The sequence below is a fragment of the Leucobacter sp. gxy201 genome (genome assembly GCF_051043335.1).
Classification (GTDB): Bacteria; Actinomycetota; Actinomycetes; order Actinomycetales; family Microbacteriaceae; genus Leucobacter.
In genome coordinates, this window is the sequence record NZ_JAMXWS010000003.1 from 164,501 (window position 1) to 178,812 (window position 14,312).

Sequence of the window (14,312 nt, forward strand, 5' to 3'; positions counted from 1 at the left end):
GGCGGGGTTTACTATTCCCGCGGCGTTGCTGCAGGAGACGCCATCGAAAGTGGTTTAGGTATCTTGACCATTATTAATTTAGGCGCCTAAACTAGATGTGTGACGCATCACACCATCACCTCCGCGCACGGCGGCCCGCGCAGTCCGAAGCCGCTCCGCTTCAAGATCGGCATCGGGCTCCTCGTTCTCTATCCGTTCCTGTACCTCGTCATCCCGATCGGGCCCTTCCTGCCGATCGCAGTCGGGGCCAGAGTCGGCGTCATCGCAGGCGTGCTGGCCGCCGCAGAAGCGATCTTCGTGCTCGGAGTCGCCTGCGTGGGCAAGGAGGCCTACCGGGCGATCAAGGCCAAGCTCGGGCTCGGGAAGAAGAAGCGCGCCCGTGAAGCAGCACGGCGCCTCGCCGCGGAGGCTTCGGTCGAGACCGAGACCGAGACCGAGGTCGAGGCCGACGTCGACCGCGATGAGCCGGCGCGGGCCGCGGGCGGATTCGGGGCGTCCCGCGATACGGTGGAGAGGGCTGCCGGTGACATCGTCGAACCGGCAGCTGCTCTCGAACACCACACGGAGAACGACCATGCCACAGCAATCGCCCGAAGCCCACGCGTACGCGATGCAGATCAATCAGCTGATCGTGGAGCTCTGGATGGCGACCGAGGGGCAAGCGCCGCGGCCTGAGGATTTCGAGCTCACCGGGCAACAGCACGCGGTACTCGAACTCATCGCCGCCGACTCGTCGCTCACGCCGCGTCTGCTCGCCGAAGCCCTCGGGGTCTCGAAGGGAGCGATCAGCCAGCATCTGACCGCGTTGGAGAACGGTGCCTACATCACCCGCACGCGCAGTGCCGTGGATGGCCGGGTGCAGGTGCTCCAGCTGGGAGTGCGCGGCGAGGAGTACCGCGAGAGCATGAACCGCTATGAGCAGTACATCGCCGACACCGCCGCGGAGAAGCTCTCCGCCCGAGACCTCGCGGAGATCGTCGCGGCCCTCGAGAAGCTCAAGTCGGCCTTCGCGCCCTGACCTGCGCCGGCGCGGGTCGCGGGGCAACGCTGGCGCGTTCCCTCCCGAGCGATCCGCGCGTGGGCAGCTGCGGTGGCGGCTGGGGCCACCTCGCAGGCAAAGCGGTGCTTTGCAAGACGCGAGGTGCCCTGCCCCTCGCTGCGCTCCGTGGGCAGCCGCGGTGGCGGCTGGGGCCACCTCGCAGGCAAAGCGGTGCTTTGCAAGACGCGAGGTGCCCTGCCCCTCGCTGCGCTCCGTGGGCAGCTGCGGTGGCGGCTGGGGCCACCTCGCAAGCAAAGCGGTGCTTTGCAAGACGCGAGGTGCCCCCACAGGGATTCGAACCCTGACTGTGCCGATTTTAAGTCGGCTGCCTCTGCCAGTTGGGCTATGGGGGCGGCGGGACCATCCTCCCACATCGCGCACGATGCGATCGCACGGTCCAGAAGAGACGGCCCATGCGCCGACCCTGGGCGCTACCGGGTGCGCAGCACGGCGCGAGTGCTCGCCTCCGGGCCGAGATCGAGCCGGCGCAGCAGCTGCGCATTGAGCGCGACCACGACGGTCGAGAGCGACATGAGGATCGCGCCGACGGACATCGGCAGTACGAAGCCGATCGGCGCCAGGATCCCTGCTGCGAGCGGCACCGAGAGCAGGTTGTAACCGGCGGCCCACCACAGGTTCTGCCGCATCTTCCGATACGCCGCGCGCGAGAGCTGGATGACGGAGAGCACCGAGCGCGGGTCGGAGCTCGCGAGGATCACACCCGCCGAGGCGATCGCGACGTCCGTGCCCGCTCCGATCGCGATGCCGACGTCGGCCTGCGCAAGCGCGGGAGCGTCGTTGACTCCATCGCCGACCATCGCGACCATGCGGCCCTCCTGCTGCAGCCGGGCGACCTTCGCGGACTTGTCCTCGGGACGTACCCCGGAAAACACGCGGGCGATACCGAGCTCCTTCGCGACTTCCTGCGCCACGGCGTCGGCATCGCCGGTGATCATGACGACCTCGACGCCCAGTTCGTGCAGAGCATCGACGGCCTCGCGCGACTCGGGGCGGATCTCGTCGGCCAGCTTCAGGCCGCCGATCACCTCGCCGTCGCGGAGCACGTGCAGGATGATGGCTCCCTCCTCGCCCCACTGCGCGGCGGCGTCGATCGCGGCCCGGCCCTCCTCGTGGAGCAGATGCGGGCCGCCGACGCGGATCTCGCGGCCGCCGACCATCGCGGTGACACCGACCGCGGGCGACGAAGCGAACCCGGTCGCGGGTTCGAGCGTCAGGCTCCGGGCCGCGGCGGCGGAGACGATCGCCCGCGCGAGCGGGTGCTCGCTGCCGGCTTCTGCGGAGGCCGCGAGCGCGAGTACCGCGTTGGCCCCCAGAGCGCCGGCCGGGGCCACCTCGATGACGGTCGGGTCGCCCCGAGTGAGCGTGCCGGTCTTATCGAACAGCACCGCGTCGACGCGGCGCATCGACTCCAGCGCGAGGCGATCCTTCACGAGCACCCCTCCGCGGGCGGCGCGCTCCGTGGCGATCGATACGACCAGGGGGATCGCCAGGCCGAGCGCGTGCGGGCAGGCGATCACCAGTACGGTGATGGTGCGCACGACGGCGTCGTCGGGCTGCCCGAAGAGGGTCCACACGACGGCGGTGATCAGGGCGGCCCCGAGAGCGAACCAGAACAGCAGCGCGGCCGCACGGTCGGCGACGCGCTGCGCACGCGAGGTCGAATTCTGAGCGGTCTCGACCAGGCGGTTGATGCCGGCGAGAGCGGTGTCGTCGCCGGTGGCCGTGACGCGCAGGCGCAGACCCGAGTCGGTCGCCACGGTGCCCGCGGTGACCGGGTCGCCGACTCCCCGGGAGACGGGGCGCGATTCGCCCGTGAGCATCGACTCGTCCATATCGGCGCGACCGTCCACGATCTCGCCGTCGGCCGGAACGCCGCCGCCGGGGCGCACGATGACGATATCGCCGACACGGAGCGCACCGGGAGAGACGGTGACGACCTCATCGCTCTCGATGCGCTCGGCTTCGTCGGGCAGCAGCGCGGCGAGGGAGTCGAGCGCCGAGGCGGTGCGGGCGAGGGAGCGCATCTCGATCCAGTGGCCGAGCAGCATGATGACGATCAGCAGTGCGAGCTCCCACCAGAACTCCAGCTCGTGGTGCACGAGCCCGAGGGTCGCCGCCCAGGAGGCGATGAAGGCGACGCTGATCGCCAGCGCGATCAGCAGCATCATTCCGGGCCGCCGGCCTCGCAGCTCCGACCAGGCTCCGGTGAGGAACGGGCGACCGCCCCACACGTACATGACCGTGCCGAGCACGGGCGCGACCCAGGTCGCCCAGCCGGGCACCGAGTACCCCAGCAGCATCGCGAACATGGGGGAGAGGGAGACGACAGGGATCGCGATGACGAGGTTGATCCAGAACAGGCGACGGAACTGCGCGACGTGGTCGCCATGCCCGCTGTGCCCGCTGTGCCCGCTGTGGTCGCCGTGCATGCCGCCGTGCCCGGTCGAGTGCTCGTGCGCCGTCACCGGTGCCGTCGAACGTTCGCCGTGCGGTCGGCTATCGCTGCCATGGTGGTGCTCGTGGTGCTCGTGGTGCTTGTGCTCGTTCATCGCTCTGCATCCTCGTTCCGGCCGCCGCGTCATCGGCGATCAGTAGCTCCAACCATATACCCCTATGGGGTATTCCGGGGGCAGTGGGGCGGGAACCATTCTCGCGTCGCTGTTCCGGCTTGCCGCAGCATGCGCCCGTGACGCCATTCGCGCCGGGCGACGAGCGGCACGGCGGGGGAGCGGCGGGTGGAACCGCAGCAGTCGCCCGCTTCGCAGAACAGATCGTTAGAGTGGGCGCATGAGAACCCGCGCCTTCGCCGCCACCGCGCTCGCCGCAGCCGCAGCCGCAGCTGCTCTGATCGTGCTCGCCGTGTCGGGGTGCACGGCCGGCCCGGCCGAGACGGTGGTCGACGCGCATGCGGGCAGTGCGACGGTCGCCCCGGGCGGCGAGCTCGTCGTCGATTTCGGCGAGGTCAACTTCTCGGTGGGCGACTCCTGGGAGATCGTGACCGCGCCCGACCCGATGGTGCTGTCTCCGGGCGAGATGGAGTCGGAGTACATCGGGCCGAAGAACAGCGTCGGCGGGCCGAGCGAGATGGTGTACCGCTTCGAGGCGATCGCACCGGGCACGACGGTCATCGAATTCGAGTACCGGTTCCGCGGCGGGGTGCCCGAAGACGCAGCCGACCAGGATCGGGCCCGCATCGAGGTCGTCGTCGAATAGCGCCATATACCCGTGAAGCGCTGAGCGCAAGGGGTATCGGCAGGCGCTGCCGCTCTTCGAGACTGGAGGTTCTCGAACTGGAAGGGGCGCAGGATGGACACTCAGAAGCACGTGAAGAGGGCGGCCGCGGCGACGGCGTGGAATCCGATGCGGATGCTGAACGGATGGGGCGTGAGGAGCTCGCACGCGTACAGCCTCGGACTGATCTCGGTCGGAGTCTCGTTCCTCGCGTGGATGCTGTCGCGCGGGAAGGGCGATGCCCGACCGCAGTCAGATCGCTGGGGCCTCTTCCTCGGCGAATGGGCGCCCACATTCTTCGCGATCGGAGTGGGCCTGAAGCTTGAGGAGGAATCATGAACGGCATATTCATCGCGATCATCATCATCGCGATCATCCTGGCGCTCGTCGGCGGCTTCGTGAAGGCGGTGAACTTTCTGCTCTGGGTGGGCCTCGTGCTGCTCATCATCGCGGTGATCGCGTGGCTGCTGCGCACCATCTCCGGGCGTAACCGGTAGCGGTATCGACGCGGCCCCGAACACAGGGTTTACCGGGGCTGCGTCGATATGATTCAGGCATGTCTCCCGGATGGATTGTCGCGCTCATCGCGATCGGTGTTCTCGTACTGCTGGTCGGCTATGTCTGGATCACGTACAACTCGCTCGTCACGCTGCGCGTGCGCGTCGACGAGGCGTGGAGCGACATCACCGTGCAGCTGAAGCGCCGGGCCGATCTGATCCCGAGCCTCGTCGAGACGGTGAAGGGCTACGCGGCTCACGAGCGCGGCGTCTTCGAAGAGGTCACCCGTGCGCGAGCCGAGACGATCTCGGCTCAGGGGCCGGCTGAGGCATCTGCGGCCGAGGGCCACATGCAGTCCGCGCTGAAGAGCATCTTCGCGGTCGCAGAGGCCTACCCGCAGCTGCAGGCGAGCCAGAACTTCCTGCAGCTGCAGAGCGAGCTCGTCGACACCGAGAACAAGGTGCAGGCGGCGCGGCGCTTCTACAACGGCGGGGTGCGCGAGTACAACACGAAGATCCAGGTCTTCCCGAACACGATCTTCGCGCGCGGCATGGGCTTCACCGAGCGCGAGTTCTTCGAAGTGGACGACGTCGCGTCGATCTCGGAGCCCCCGCGCATCCAGTTCTAGGCGGTCGCCGTGTATCGCGCAATCCGACGCAACAAGGTCAACAGCGCGCTGATCATCCTGCTGTTCATCGGCATCGTGGGCGGGCTCGGGTGGCTCGCGGCATCGATCTGCCGATCTCCAGGGATCATCGTCGCCGTACTCGCCGGCGCGATCCTCTTCGCCGTCTTCCAGTACTTCATGGCCGGCCGGCAGGCGATCTCGATGAGCGGCGCTCGCCGCATCACCGAGGCGGAGCACCCGCGGCTGTACCGCATCGTCGAGAACCTCGCGATCACGACCGGCACGCCGATGCCCGAGGTGTACATCGTGAACGACCCGGCGCCCAACGCCTTCGCGACCGGACGCGACCCCGAGCACGCCATGGTCGCGGCGACGACCGGACTGCTCGACATGATGACGGACGCCGAGCTCGAGGGCGTCATGGCGCACGAGCTCGGGCACGTGCGCAACTACGACATCCGCGTCTCCATGATCGTGTACGGCCTCGTCGTCGCCGTCGGCATGATCTCCGATGTGCTCGTGCGCATGGCGTTCTTCGGTCGTAACAACAGCAACGGCAATCCGGTCGTGCTGGTGTTCGGGCTCGTGGCGATGCTCGTCGCCCCGATCATCGCCACCGTGGTGCAGCTCGCGGTCTCGCGCCAGCGGGAATACCTCGCCGATGCCACCGGTGCGCTGACGACGCGGCACCCCGAGGCGCTCGCCAGCGCACTCCACAAGCTCTCGGAGTACGGGCAGCCGATGCAGCGGCAGCAGTCGAGCATGGCGCACCTGTGGATCGCCGACCCGCTGCGCCCGGGCGTCGTGCAGCGCCTCTTCGCGACGCACCCGCCCATCCCGGAGCGCATCCGCCGCCTGCTCGACATGGGCGGTAAGTTCTAATCATGCGTTGAACGCCCGCCAGTCGAAACCGAAGGAGGCCGTCCGGTCGTGTCGAAGATGTTTCGATCCCTGTCGGAGCGCAACTACCGAATCTGGTTCGGCGGCGCTCTCGTCTCCAACATCGGCGCCTGGATGCAGGCGACGACGCAGAGCTGGGTGGTGCTCACCGAACTGACCGACAACAACGCAGCGGCCGTCGGCACGACGATGGCGCTGCAGTTCGGCCCGCAGCTGCTGCTCGTACCGTTCAGCGGGGCAGTCGCCGACCGCTTCGACCGACGCCGGGTGCTGCTCGTCACGCAGAGCCTGCTGATGCTGCTCGCGGCAGGCCTCGGCGCGCTGCTCATCACCGGATCCGCCGAACTGTGGCACCTCTACGCGTTCGCGCTCGGCCTCGGCATCGTGAACTCCTTCGATACGACTTCGCGGCAGGCCTTCGTGTCCGATCTCGTCGGCACCGACAACCTGGCGAACGCGGTCGCGCTGAACTCGGCGTCGTTCAACTCGGCGCGCCTCGTGGGGCCGGCGGTCGCCGGCGTCCTGATCGCGGCCGTCGGGTCGGGCTGGGTGTTCGTGATCAACGCCGCGTCGTTCCTCGCGGTGCTCGGCGCGCTGCTGCTGATCGACACGGTGCATGAGCGGCCGCTGCCCGGCGCGCGGCGGGAATCCCAGGCGCAGCAGCTGATGGCGGGGTTCCGCTACGTGCGCCGCAGGCACGACCTGGTCGTGATCTTCATCATCGTGTTCATCGTCGGCGCGTTCAGCATGAACTTCCCGGTCATCTCGTCGACCATGGCGGTCGAGTTCGGGAGGGGCGCGAGCGACTACGGGCTGCTCTCGTCGGTGCTCGCGATCGGATCGCTCGCAGGGGCGCTGCTCGCCGCGCGGCGCACGGATGCGCGCATGCGCGTGGTGATCCTCTCGGTCGGCGCGCTCGGCGCCGTGAGTCTGCTCGCCGCGTTCATGCCCACGTTCTGGACGTTCGCGGCGACCCTGATCTTCTTCGGCTTCGCAGTCTCGACGATGCTGACGACCGCGAACGGGTTCGTGCAGACGACCGCCGACCCGGTGGTGCGCGGGCGCGTGCTCGCGCTCTACTTCGCCGTGCTGCAGGGAGGCACGCCGATCGGTGCCCCGCTCGTCGGCGCCGCGGCCGACGCGCTCGGGGCGCGCTCGACGCTCGTGATCAGCGGCGCGGCGGGACTCATCACCTTCTGCATCGGCGTGGGGTGGCTCATCACCGAACGGCAGCTGAGATTCCATCGCCGCGGGGGCCTGCGGCTCGGGGTCACCCACGCCGGCCGGCCGGGCATCGACGACGACCCGTCTCTGCAGTCCGAGACGCTCACCGCGCCGATCTCGGTGCTGCGCCGCGCCCCCGCGTCGAGCGGCCTCGGCGATTCCGCGCCGCAGGAGGGGGCGATCACCGCGACCGGCACGATCGACCTGAACGATGTCGACACCGGACCCGTCGGCACCGGCGGAACGCGGGACTAGACTCGGTCGCCGAGCCGGGGCATCGAAGCGCGACCGGCCCTGTTCTAGACGCAGTGCGTGCTGAGCGAGCCGATGCCCTCGATGGTCACCGTGACGTCCATACCGGGCATGAGATAGAGCGGCGGCTTGCGCGACCGGCCCGCGCCGCCGGGCGATCCGGTCGAGATGACCGTGCCGGGCAGCAGCGTCAACGACTGCGACAGCGCGGCGATCAGCTGTGCGACCGGGCGGATCATGTTGCCGGTCGTCGAATCCTGCACACGCAGCCGGCCGACATCGGTCGTGAGGCGCAGCGCCTGCGGATCGGGGATCTCGTCGCTCGTAACCACGACGGGGCCGATGGGTGTGAAGCCGTCGAACGACTTGCAGCGCGACCACTGCGGCTCCTGGAACTGGATGTTGCGCGCGGTGATGTCGTTGATCGCGGTGTACCCGAAGACGTAGTCGAGTGCCTCTTCGACCGGCACGTCCTTCGCCGCCTTGCCGATGATCACGCCGAGCTCGCCCTCGTAGTCGACCTCTTCGCTGAGGTGCAGCGGGATCGTGACCTCGCCGTCGTGGCCCGCCAGCGAGTTCGGGAAGAGGGAGAAGAGCACGGGGCCGGAGTCGTTGTCGAGATTCAGCTCGCTCGCGTGCTCGCTGTAGTTCAGGCCGACGGCGAGCACGATCGGGGGTCCGGTGACCGCCGGGCCGTAACTCGCGCCCTCGAGCGCCGAGCCCGCGGAATCGGGCTGCGCTTCGTACGCCGTGCGGACGGTGGCGAGGGCCTCGGGGCCGGCCTCGATCAGCTCTTGCAGCGTGGAGAACTCTGCGCCGAGCTCGGACATCGTGAAGTAGCGGTCGCCTCGTACGGCGACGAGCAGAGCAGGCGAATCGGGGGCGATGTTCAAGTGCGCGAATCTCACACCTCAAGGGTAGCCGACCCCGGCCCGCGGGCGGGAACGCGCATGATCGACGAGTTCCCTGAGAGCGAACGGATAGACGGCGAGCGCCAAACTCGGTCAGGATGGAACGCATGAGTGAATCAACCAGCACCAAGCCCGAGATCGAGTTCCACGAGGGCCCGGCTCCCGCCGAGCTCGTGATCGAGGACATCGTCGTCGGTACGGGCGAGGAAGCCGTCGCGAGCTCGACCGTCGATGTGCACTACCTCGGCGTCGACTACGAGTCGGGCGAGGAGTTCGATTCGTCGTGGAGCCGCGGCCAATCGATCAACTTCCCGCTGCGCTCCCTGATCCAGGGCTGGCAGACCGGCATCCCGGGCATGAAGGTCGGCGGCCGCCGCAAGCTCATCGTGCCGCCGGCTCAGGCCTACGGCACCTCGGGCGGGCACCCTCTCTCGGGCCGCACCCTCATCTTCGTCATCGACCTGCTGGGCGCCAGCTGATCAGCAGAGGCGATTTCTCGCCTCTGCAAGCTGGCGCCGAGCCCGTCTCGGGCTCGGTCGTCGGAGGTCGAAGCGCAGCTTCGTCTTCCAGTGGCTGATCAGCAGAGGCGATTTCTCGCCTCTGCAAGCTGGCGCCGAGCCCGTCTCGGGCTCGGTCGTGGGAGGTCGAAGCGCAGCTTCGTCGCCCAGGGGCTCAGGAGCTGCCTCTGCGAAGGCCCGTCCGGGTTCGCCGGGCGGGTCTTCGTGCGCCTGCGGGCGTGATAACGTTCTTCATGTTTTGCAACAAAACCTGAGGGGTGGAATATAGTGGCCGAGGCACCTGGCGCGGTAGTGGCGGATAGCGAAACAGGAGCCTCCGGCCCGCCGGCGAAGCGGGCGGGTGCGGTCGACCGCTACTTCAAGATCACGGAGCGCGGCTCCAGCTTCGCGGCGGAGATCCGCGGCGGTCTCGTCACCTTCGTCACGATGGCCTACATCGTGATCCTGAACCCGATCATCCTCACGAGCAGTGCAGATGTCGCGGGCGTCACCCTCGACTTCGGTGCGGTGAGCGCGGTCACCGCGCTGACCGCGGGCGTGATGACCATCCTCTTCGGCGTCGTGTCGAAGCTGCCGTTCGGTTTCGCCGCCGGCCTCGGCATCAACGCGTTCCTCGCGTTCTCGGTCGTGGGCCAGGTGACCTGGCCCGAGGCGATGGCCATCGTCATGATCAACGGTGCGCTGATCGTGCTGCTGTCGGCGACCGGCCTGCGGCGCATGATCTTCGATGCCGTTCCCGTGCAGCTGAAGCTCGCGATCACCGTCGGCATCGGCCTCTTCATCGCGTTCATCGGCTTCGTGAACTCGGGCTTCGTCACCGCGACGAAGCAGTCGTCGCCGCCCGTCGGCCTCGGCATCGGCGGCTCCGTCGTCACTATTCCGACGCTGATCTTCGTCATCACCCTCATCCTGACCGGCATCCTCGTCGCCGCGAAGGTGAAGGGCGGCCTGCTCATCGGTCTCGTCTCGGGCACCGTCATCGCGGTCGTCGTCGAGTCGATCTGGAAGCTCGGCCTCGCCGTCGACAACCCGGGCGGGTGGGGCCTCACCGTGCCGACGCTGAACGGCTCGCCCTTCAGCACGCCCGACCTGAGCCTCATCGGCGCCGTGAGCTTCGACTTCGGCCGCGTCGGTTTCGTGACCGTCGTCATGCTCGTCTTCACGCTGCTGTTCACGAACTTCTTCGACGCGATGGGCACCATGACGGGTCTGTCGCGCGAGGCCGGCCTTTCCGACCAGCACGGCAACTTCCCGAACATCAAGTCGGCCCTCATCGTCGAGGGCGTCGGCGCGGTCGCCGGCGGCTACACCTCGGCGTCGTCGAACACGGTCTTCATCGAGTCGGGCGCCGGCATCGGCGAGGGCGCCCGCACCGGTTTCGCGAACCTCATCACCGGTGGGGTGTTCCTGATCGCGATGTTCTTCACCCCGCTGACGCAGGTCGTGCCGACCGAAGTCGCCGCTGCGGCGCTCGTCATCGTCGGTGCGCTCATGATGGCGCAGATCAAGCACATCGACCTCACCGACTTCCGCGTGCTGCTGCCGGTGTTCCTCACGGTCAGCGTCATGCCGATGACCTACTCGATCGCGAACGGCATCGGCGCGGGCTTCATCGCCTGGGTCATGCTCCACGCGTTCAGCGGCAAGGCGAAGCAGGTGCACTGGCTGCTGTGGATCGTCTCGGCCGGGTTCGTCGTGTTCTTCGCGCGCGGCCCGATCGAGGCGCTCCTCGGAGTGTAGCGCCCGACTCCCACGGCGCCGCTCCGGAGGCGCCGTGGGAGTCAGACCGACGGCAACGCGCGAGCGGCGCATCTCCGGGCGCGCTCCTACAGCAGTTCGACGACCTTCCTGGCGGTCTTTTTCGCCGAGCCCGGGTTCTGGCCGGTGACCAGCCTGCCGTCGGTCACGGTGTAGGGGACGAAGGGGAGCCTCGCCTTCTCGTAGTGCGCGCCGCGCTGCTCCATCTCATTCTCGGCGTTGTAGGGGACGAGCTCGTCGACGCGGGCGAGCACCTCCTCCTGCCAGGCGAAACCGGTGACCTTCCGGCCGGCGACGAGCAGCGAGCCGTCGGACAGCCGGGTGTTGAGCAGGCCGCAGTACCCGTGGCAGACGGAGGCGACGATGCCGCCGTGCTCCCAGATCTCGCGAGCGATGCGCTGCAGGCCGGCGCTGTCGGGGAAGTCGTACATGACGGCATGGCCGCCGGTGAAGAAGACGGCGTCGTACTCGGCCGGGTCGACCTCTTCCGGGCTGAGGGTGGTCTCGAGCAGTGTCATCCGTTCGGGGTCGTCGTGCCAGGCTCGGGCCGTCCTGTCGTAGTTGGGGAACTTCAGCGATCGCGGCTCGAGCGGGGACGCGCCGCCCATCGGGCTGACGATGGCCTGTTCGAACCCGTGCGCCGCGAACACCTTCCAGGCGTGCGCGAGCTCGGACAACCACAGGCCGGTCGGACGGGCCGGGTCGTCGTAGTGGGAGACGTTCGTGACGACGTGCAGGATCTTCGTGCTCATGGGCGGGGTCCGATCTCGGTCAGACGACCCGTCGGCGCCGGTGCAGGGGAAGCCGGGCGGCCTTCGGGCAGGATCGCGGTGATGGCGGCACGGACACGGTCGGCGACTGCATCGGCGGGCGCGGGGCGGTACTTGCCGTCGAGGTGGAGGAATGCGAGCCCGTGCGCGAGGCCCCACAGCGCAGTGGCGAGCTCGGGGGATGTCCGATCCGGTAGGAGCCGGGCGAGGGCATCGCCGAGTGTCGTGCGCAGCGCCTGCGCGGCGCGCACCCGCTCGTCGTTCTCGTCGTCGCAGGGGTTGCCGAACATCAGGCGGAACATCGCAGGCCTTCGTAGGGCGAAACCGACGTAGACGACTCCCAGCTCCGCGAGCACCTGCGCGGCATCCGACGGGGTCGCTGATGCGCCGATGGCGTCGGCGAGCGACTCGCCGAGGTCGCGGAACCCTTCGACGGCGAGGGCGGAGTCCAACGCGTCACGGTCGGCGAAGTGCCGATACGGTGCGGTCGCCGATACTCCGGCATGGCGCGCGACGGCGCGCATCGAGTACATCCCATCGGTCTCCAGCAGTGCTGCAGCGCTGGTGACGAGTGCGGCCCGCAGGTCGCCGTGGTGGTATCCCCGTGGTGATGTTGACACTGCTCACTTCTCCTCGTATCCTCGATGTAAGCACTGCAAACATACTTCGTGATCGGCTTGATGTCCAGCACGACCGAGCGGTAGGAGAGGACGAGACCGAAAATGCAGACCATTCTGGGGGCGAGCGGACAGATCGCGATCGAACTGGCGCGCGAGCTCGACCGTGCGCATGGCGGAGCACTGCGCCTCGTGAGCCGCAATCCGAGACCGGTGAACGACACGGACACAGTGATGCGGGCCGATCTCCTCGACGCCCAGCAGACCCGAGCAGCCGTCGACGGCAGCGAAGTCGTCTACTTCACCGCAGGGCTTCCCGCGCGTACGGAGCTGTGGGAGGAGCAGTTCCCGACCATGCTGAGGCATGCGCTCGACGCCGCCCGGGATGCCGGCGCCAGGTTCGCCTACTTCGACAACACCTACATGTATCCGCAGGATGATCGCGTGCAGACCGAAGAAACCCCGTTCGAACCGGTCGGTCGCAAAGGCAGGGTCCGTGCCCGGATGGCGAGCATGGTGCTCGAAGAGATGGAGCGGGGCGAGATCCCTGTGCTCATCGCACGTGCCCCCGAATTCTACGGGCCCGGGCGCACGCAGGGATTCACCAACTCGCTCGTCATCGACCGGTTGAAGGCCGGCAAGAAGCCCCTGGTGCCGGTGCGCGACGATCGCCGACGCAGCCTGATATGGACGCCCGATGCGAGCCGCGGTCTGGCGGCCCTGGGCAATGCGCCAGATGCCTACGGGCAGACCTGGCACCTGCCGGTCGACGAGAGCCGGCCCACCTACCGGCAGTTCGTCGCGATGGCGGACCGAGAGCTCGGGTCTGATGAGAAGTACACGGTGATCCCGAAGCGAGTGCTCCGCGCGGCCGGTCTCTTCTCGCCGCAGGCGCGCGAGATCCGGGAGCTGCTGCCGAGATACGCGCACGACAACGTCTTCGATGCGACGAAATTCCGAACGCGGTTCCCGGATTTCGCCGCGACGCCGATCCGCGAAGGGCTTGCGATGATCCGCAGCGAACTGGAGCGGTGAGAGGCCCGTCCCCGGATGCACCGAGTCTCTGCTCCACGGTGCCGCTACTCCACTGCGTCGCTACTTCTCCGTGCCGGTACTACTCCGTGCCGGTCGCGATCGCGCGGAGGTTCTCTGCGAGCCCCGGGCTCGCCGCATAGAGCATCTCGGTGCCCGGCGGAGTGAGGGGATCCCGTCCGATGACCGCGGCCCCCGCCTCCTTCGCGATGAGCATGCCAGCGGCGTAATCCCATGCGTTCAGTCCGCGCTCGTAGTAGGCGTCGAGCCGTCCGCAGGCGACGAGGCACAGATCGTAGGCCGCCGAGCCGATGCGTCGCAGATCCCTGACCCTCGGCAGCAGCCGCTGCACCATCTCGAGCTGCTCGACCTTGCGCTCGACGGTGTAGCCGAAGCCGGTGCCGACGAGCGAGACCGCCGGGTCCGCCGTGCCCGACGGTGCGATCGCATCGCCGTTCAGTCGCGCACCGCCGCCCTCCCATGCTTCGAAGAGCTCGCGGGTGCTCGGGTTGTACACGGCGCCCGCGATGGTGCGGAAGCGCTCGTTCGACCACTCGGGGTCGGCGACCGTCGCCGCGATGCTGACGGCGTAGGCCGGGATGTCGTAGAAGTAGTTCGTCGTGCCGTCGATCGGGTCGATGATCCAGGTGATGCCGCTCGTGCCTTCGGTGTTCGACCCCTCCTCGCCGAGCACGCCGTCGTCGGGGCGTTCGGCGAGCAGCGCCGAGACGATCATGCGCTCGGCCTCCTGATCGGCTTCCGTCACCATGTCGACGGCGCTCGACTTCAACGCGGCGACGGCGACACCCCGACGACGCAGCTCGTAGATGCGGTCGCCGGCCGCGAGAGCGATGCGGGCGGCGATGCGCGTGAGGGCTTCGGGCGACGCGACGTACTGGTCCATGCCTCGACC

16 protein-coding genes and 1 tRNA gene are annotated in these 14,312 nt (G+C 68.3%); 11 read left to right on the forward strand and 6 right to left on the reverse strand.

Annotated features, from left to right (window positions below; translation table 11 throughout):
* Positions 1-99: 99 nt before the first annotated feature.
* Complete coding sequence (locus NHL51_RS05845) at positions 100-675, forward strand: transporter suffix domain-containing protein (RefSeq protein ID WP_434142418.1); 576 nt, start codon at positions 100-102, stop codon at positions 673-675.
* Positions 644-1,018 (forward strand): MarR family winged helix-turn-helix transcriptional regulator, encoded by a 375-nt coding sequence (locus NHL51_RS05850; protein ID WP_434142419.1) that lies wholly within the window; start codon positions 644-646, stop codon positions 1,016-1,018. The genes NHL51_RS05845 and NHL51_RS05850 overlap by 32 nt, the downstream gene beginning before the upstream one ends.
* A 300-nt stretch (positions 1,019-1,318) precedes the next feature.
* On the opposite strand, the gene NHL51_RS05855 is transcribed toward NHL51_RS05850, so the two are convergent.
* Together NHL51_RS05855 and NHL51_RS05860 are read right to left on the reverse strand one after the other, a co-directional pair.
* Positions 1,319-1,392 (reverse strand) — tRNA-Leu (locus NHL51_RS05855).
* Positions 1,393-1,470: 78 nt separating this feature from the next.
* On the reverse strand, positions 1,471-3,609 hold the full coding sequence (locus tag NHL51_RS05860) for a copper-translocating P-type ATPase (protein ID WP_434142420.1): 2,139 nt from the start codon (positions 3,607-3,609) through the stop codon (positions 1,471-1,473).
* A gap of 238 nt (positions 3,610-3,847) precedes the next feature.
* Between NHL51_RS05860 and NHL51_RS05865 the strand changes: the two genes are divergently transcribed.
* The 6 genes from NHL51_RS05865 to NHL51_RS05890 all read left to right on the forward strand — a co-directional run bounded on the left by NHL51_RS05865 (position 3,848) and on the right by NHL51_RS05890 (position 7,796).
* The gene (locus NHL51_RS05865; protein WP_434142421.1) at positions 3,848-4,273 is read left to right on the forward strand and encodes a protease inhibitor I42 family protein; all 426 of its coding nucleotides are present in this window, start codon (positions 3,848-3,850) and stop codon (positions 4,271-4,273) included.
* Positions 4,274-4,366: 93 nt separating this feature from the next.
* On the forward strand, positions 4,367-4,630 hold the full coding sequence (locus NHL51_RS05870) for a hypothetical protein (RefSeq protein WP_434142422.1): 264 nt from the start codon (positions 4,367-4,369) through the stop codon (positions 4,628-4,630).
* Positions 4,627-4,788, forward strand: coding sequence for a hypothetical protein (locus NHL51_RS05875; RefSeq protein WP_434142423.1), 162 nt, complete (start codon positions 4,627-4,629; stop codon positions 4,786-4,788). Before NHL51_RS05870 ends, NHL51_RS05875 begins: the two co-directional genes overlap by 4 nt.
* A 59-nt stretch (positions 4,789-4,847) precedes the next feature.
* The gene (locus tag NHL51_RS05880; RefSeq protein ID WP_434142425.1) at positions 4,848-5,417 is read left to right on the forward strand and encodes a LemA family protein; all 570 of its coding nucleotides are present in this window, start codon (positions 4,848-4,850) and stop codon (positions 5,415-5,417) included.
* Positions 5,418-5,426: 9 nt separating this feature from the next.
* Entirely contained in the window at positions 5,427-6,299 is an 873-nt protein-coding gene (locus NHL51_RS05885) for a M48 family metalloprotease (RefSeq protein ID WP_434142427.1), read from the forward strand.
* Positions 6,300-6,356: 57 nt separating this feature from the next.
* Positions 6,357-7,796 (forward strand): MFS transporter, encoded by a 1,440-nt coding sequence (locus NHL51_RS05890; protein ID WP_434142770.1) that lies wholly within the window; start codon positions 6,357-6,359, stop codon positions 7,794-7,796.
* A gap of 44 nt (positions 7,797-7,840) precedes the next feature.
* On the opposite strand, the gene NHL51_RS05895 is transcribed toward NHL51_RS05890, so the two are convergent.
* The gene (locus tag NHL51_RS05895; protein ID WP_434142428.1) at positions 7,841-8,701 is read right to left on the reverse strand and encodes a fumarylacetoacetate hydrolase family protein; all 861 of its coding nucleotides are present in this window, start codon (positions 8,699-8,701) and stop codon (positions 7,841-7,843) included.
* Positions 8,702-8,811: 110 nt separating this feature from the next.
* Between NHL51_RS05895 and NHL51_RS05900 the strand changes: the two genes are divergently transcribed.
* Together NHL51_RS05900 and NHL51_RS05905 are read left to right on the forward strand one after the other, a co-directional pair.
* The gene (locus NHL51_RS05900; RefSeq protein WP_434142429.1) at positions 8,812-9,183 is read left to right on the forward strand and encodes an FKBP-type peptidyl-prolyl cis-trans isomerase; all 372 of its coding nucleotides are present in this window, start codon (positions 8,812-8,814) and stop codon (positions 9,181-9,183) included.
* Positions 9,184-9,513: 330 nt separating this feature from the next.
* Complete coding sequence (locus NHL51_RS05905; RefSeq protein WP_434142772.1) at positions 9,514-10,962, forward strand: NCS2 family permease; 1,449 nt, start codon at positions 9,514-9,516, stop codon at positions 10,960-10,962.
* 86 nt (positions 10,963-11,048) lie between these two features.
* Here NHL51_RS05905 and NHL51_RS05910 read toward each other — a convergent pair whose 3' ends face one another.
* Entirely contained in the window at positions 11,049-11,732 is a 684-nt protein-coding gene (locus tag NHL51_RS05910) for a type 1 glutamine amidotransferase domain-containing protein (RefSeq protein WP_434142430.1), read from the reverse strand.
* Positions 11,729-12,370 (reverse strand): TetR/AcrR family transcriptional regulator, encoded by a 642-nt coding sequence (locus tag NHL51_RS05915; protein WP_434142431.1) that lies wholly within the window; start codon positions 12,368-12,370, stop codon positions 11,729-11,731. Before NHL51_RS05915 ends, NHL51_RS05910 begins: the two co-directional genes overlap by 4 nt.
* A gap of 102 nt (positions 12,371-12,472) precedes the next feature.
* Between NHL51_RS05915 and NHL51_RS05920 the strand changes: the two genes are divergently transcribed.
* On the forward strand, positions 12,473-13,402 hold the full coding sequence (locus NHL51_RS05920) for an NAD-dependent epimerase/dehydratase family protein (RefSeq protein WP_434142432.1): 930 nt from the start codon (positions 12,473-12,475) through the stop codon (positions 13,400-13,402).
* Positions 13,403-13,481: 79 nt separating this feature from the next.
* On the opposite strand, the gene NHL51_RS05925 is transcribed toward NHL51_RS05920, so the two are convergent.
* The gene (locus tag NHL51_RS05925; RefSeq protein WP_434142433.1) at positions 13,482-14,303 is read right to left on the reverse strand and encodes an inositol monophosphatase family protein; all 822 of its coding nucleotides are present in this window, start codon (positions 14,301-14,303) and stop codon (positions 13,482-13,484) included.
* Positions 14,304-14,312: the final 9 nt, after the last annotated feature.

Coding starts and splice junctions, on each gene's coding strand:
- NHL51_RS05850 (WP_434142419.1), top strand. CDS start 644: ATGGCGACCGAGGGGCAAGCGCCGCGGCCTGAGGATTTCGAGCTCACC.
- NHL51_RS05860 (WP_434142420.1), bottom strand. CDS start 3,609: ATGAACGAGCACAAGCACCACGAGCACCACGAGCACCACCATGGCAGC.
- NHL51_RS05865 (WP_434142421.1), top strand. CDS start 3,848: ATGAGAACCCGCGCCTTCGCCGCCACCGCGCTCGCCGCAGCCGCAGCC.
- NHL51_RS05870 (WP_434142422.1), top strand. CDS start 4,367: ATGGACACTCAGAAGCACGTGAAGAGGGCGGCCGCGGCGACGGCGTGG.
- NHL51_RS05875 (WP_434142423.1), top strand. CDS start 4,627: ATGAACGGCATATTCATCGCGATCATCATCATCGCGATCATCCTGGCG.
- NHL51_RS05880 (WP_434142425.1), top strand. CDS start 4,848: ATGTCTCCCGGATGGATTGTCGCGCTCATCGCGATCGGTGTTCTCGTA.
- NHL51_RS05890 (WP_434142770.1), top strand. CDS start 6,357: ATGTTTCGATCCCTGTCGGAGCGCAACTACCGAATCTGGTTCGGCGGC.
- NHL51_RS05900 (WP_434142429.1), top strand. CDS start 8,812: ATGAGTGAATCAACCAGCACCAAGCCCGAGATCGAGTTCCACGAGGGC.
- NHL51_RS05910 (WP_434142430.1), bottom strand. CDS start 11,732: ATGAGCACGAAGATCCTGCACGTCGTCACGAACGTCTCCCACTACGAC.
- NHL51_RS05920 (WP_434142432.1), top strand. CDS start 12,473: ATGCAGACCATTCTGGGGGCGAGCGGACAGATCGCGATCGAACTGGCG.
- NHL51_RS05925 (WP_434142433.1), bottom strand. CDS start 14,303: ATGGACCAGTACGTCGCGTCGCCCGAAGCCCTCACGCGCATCGCCGCC.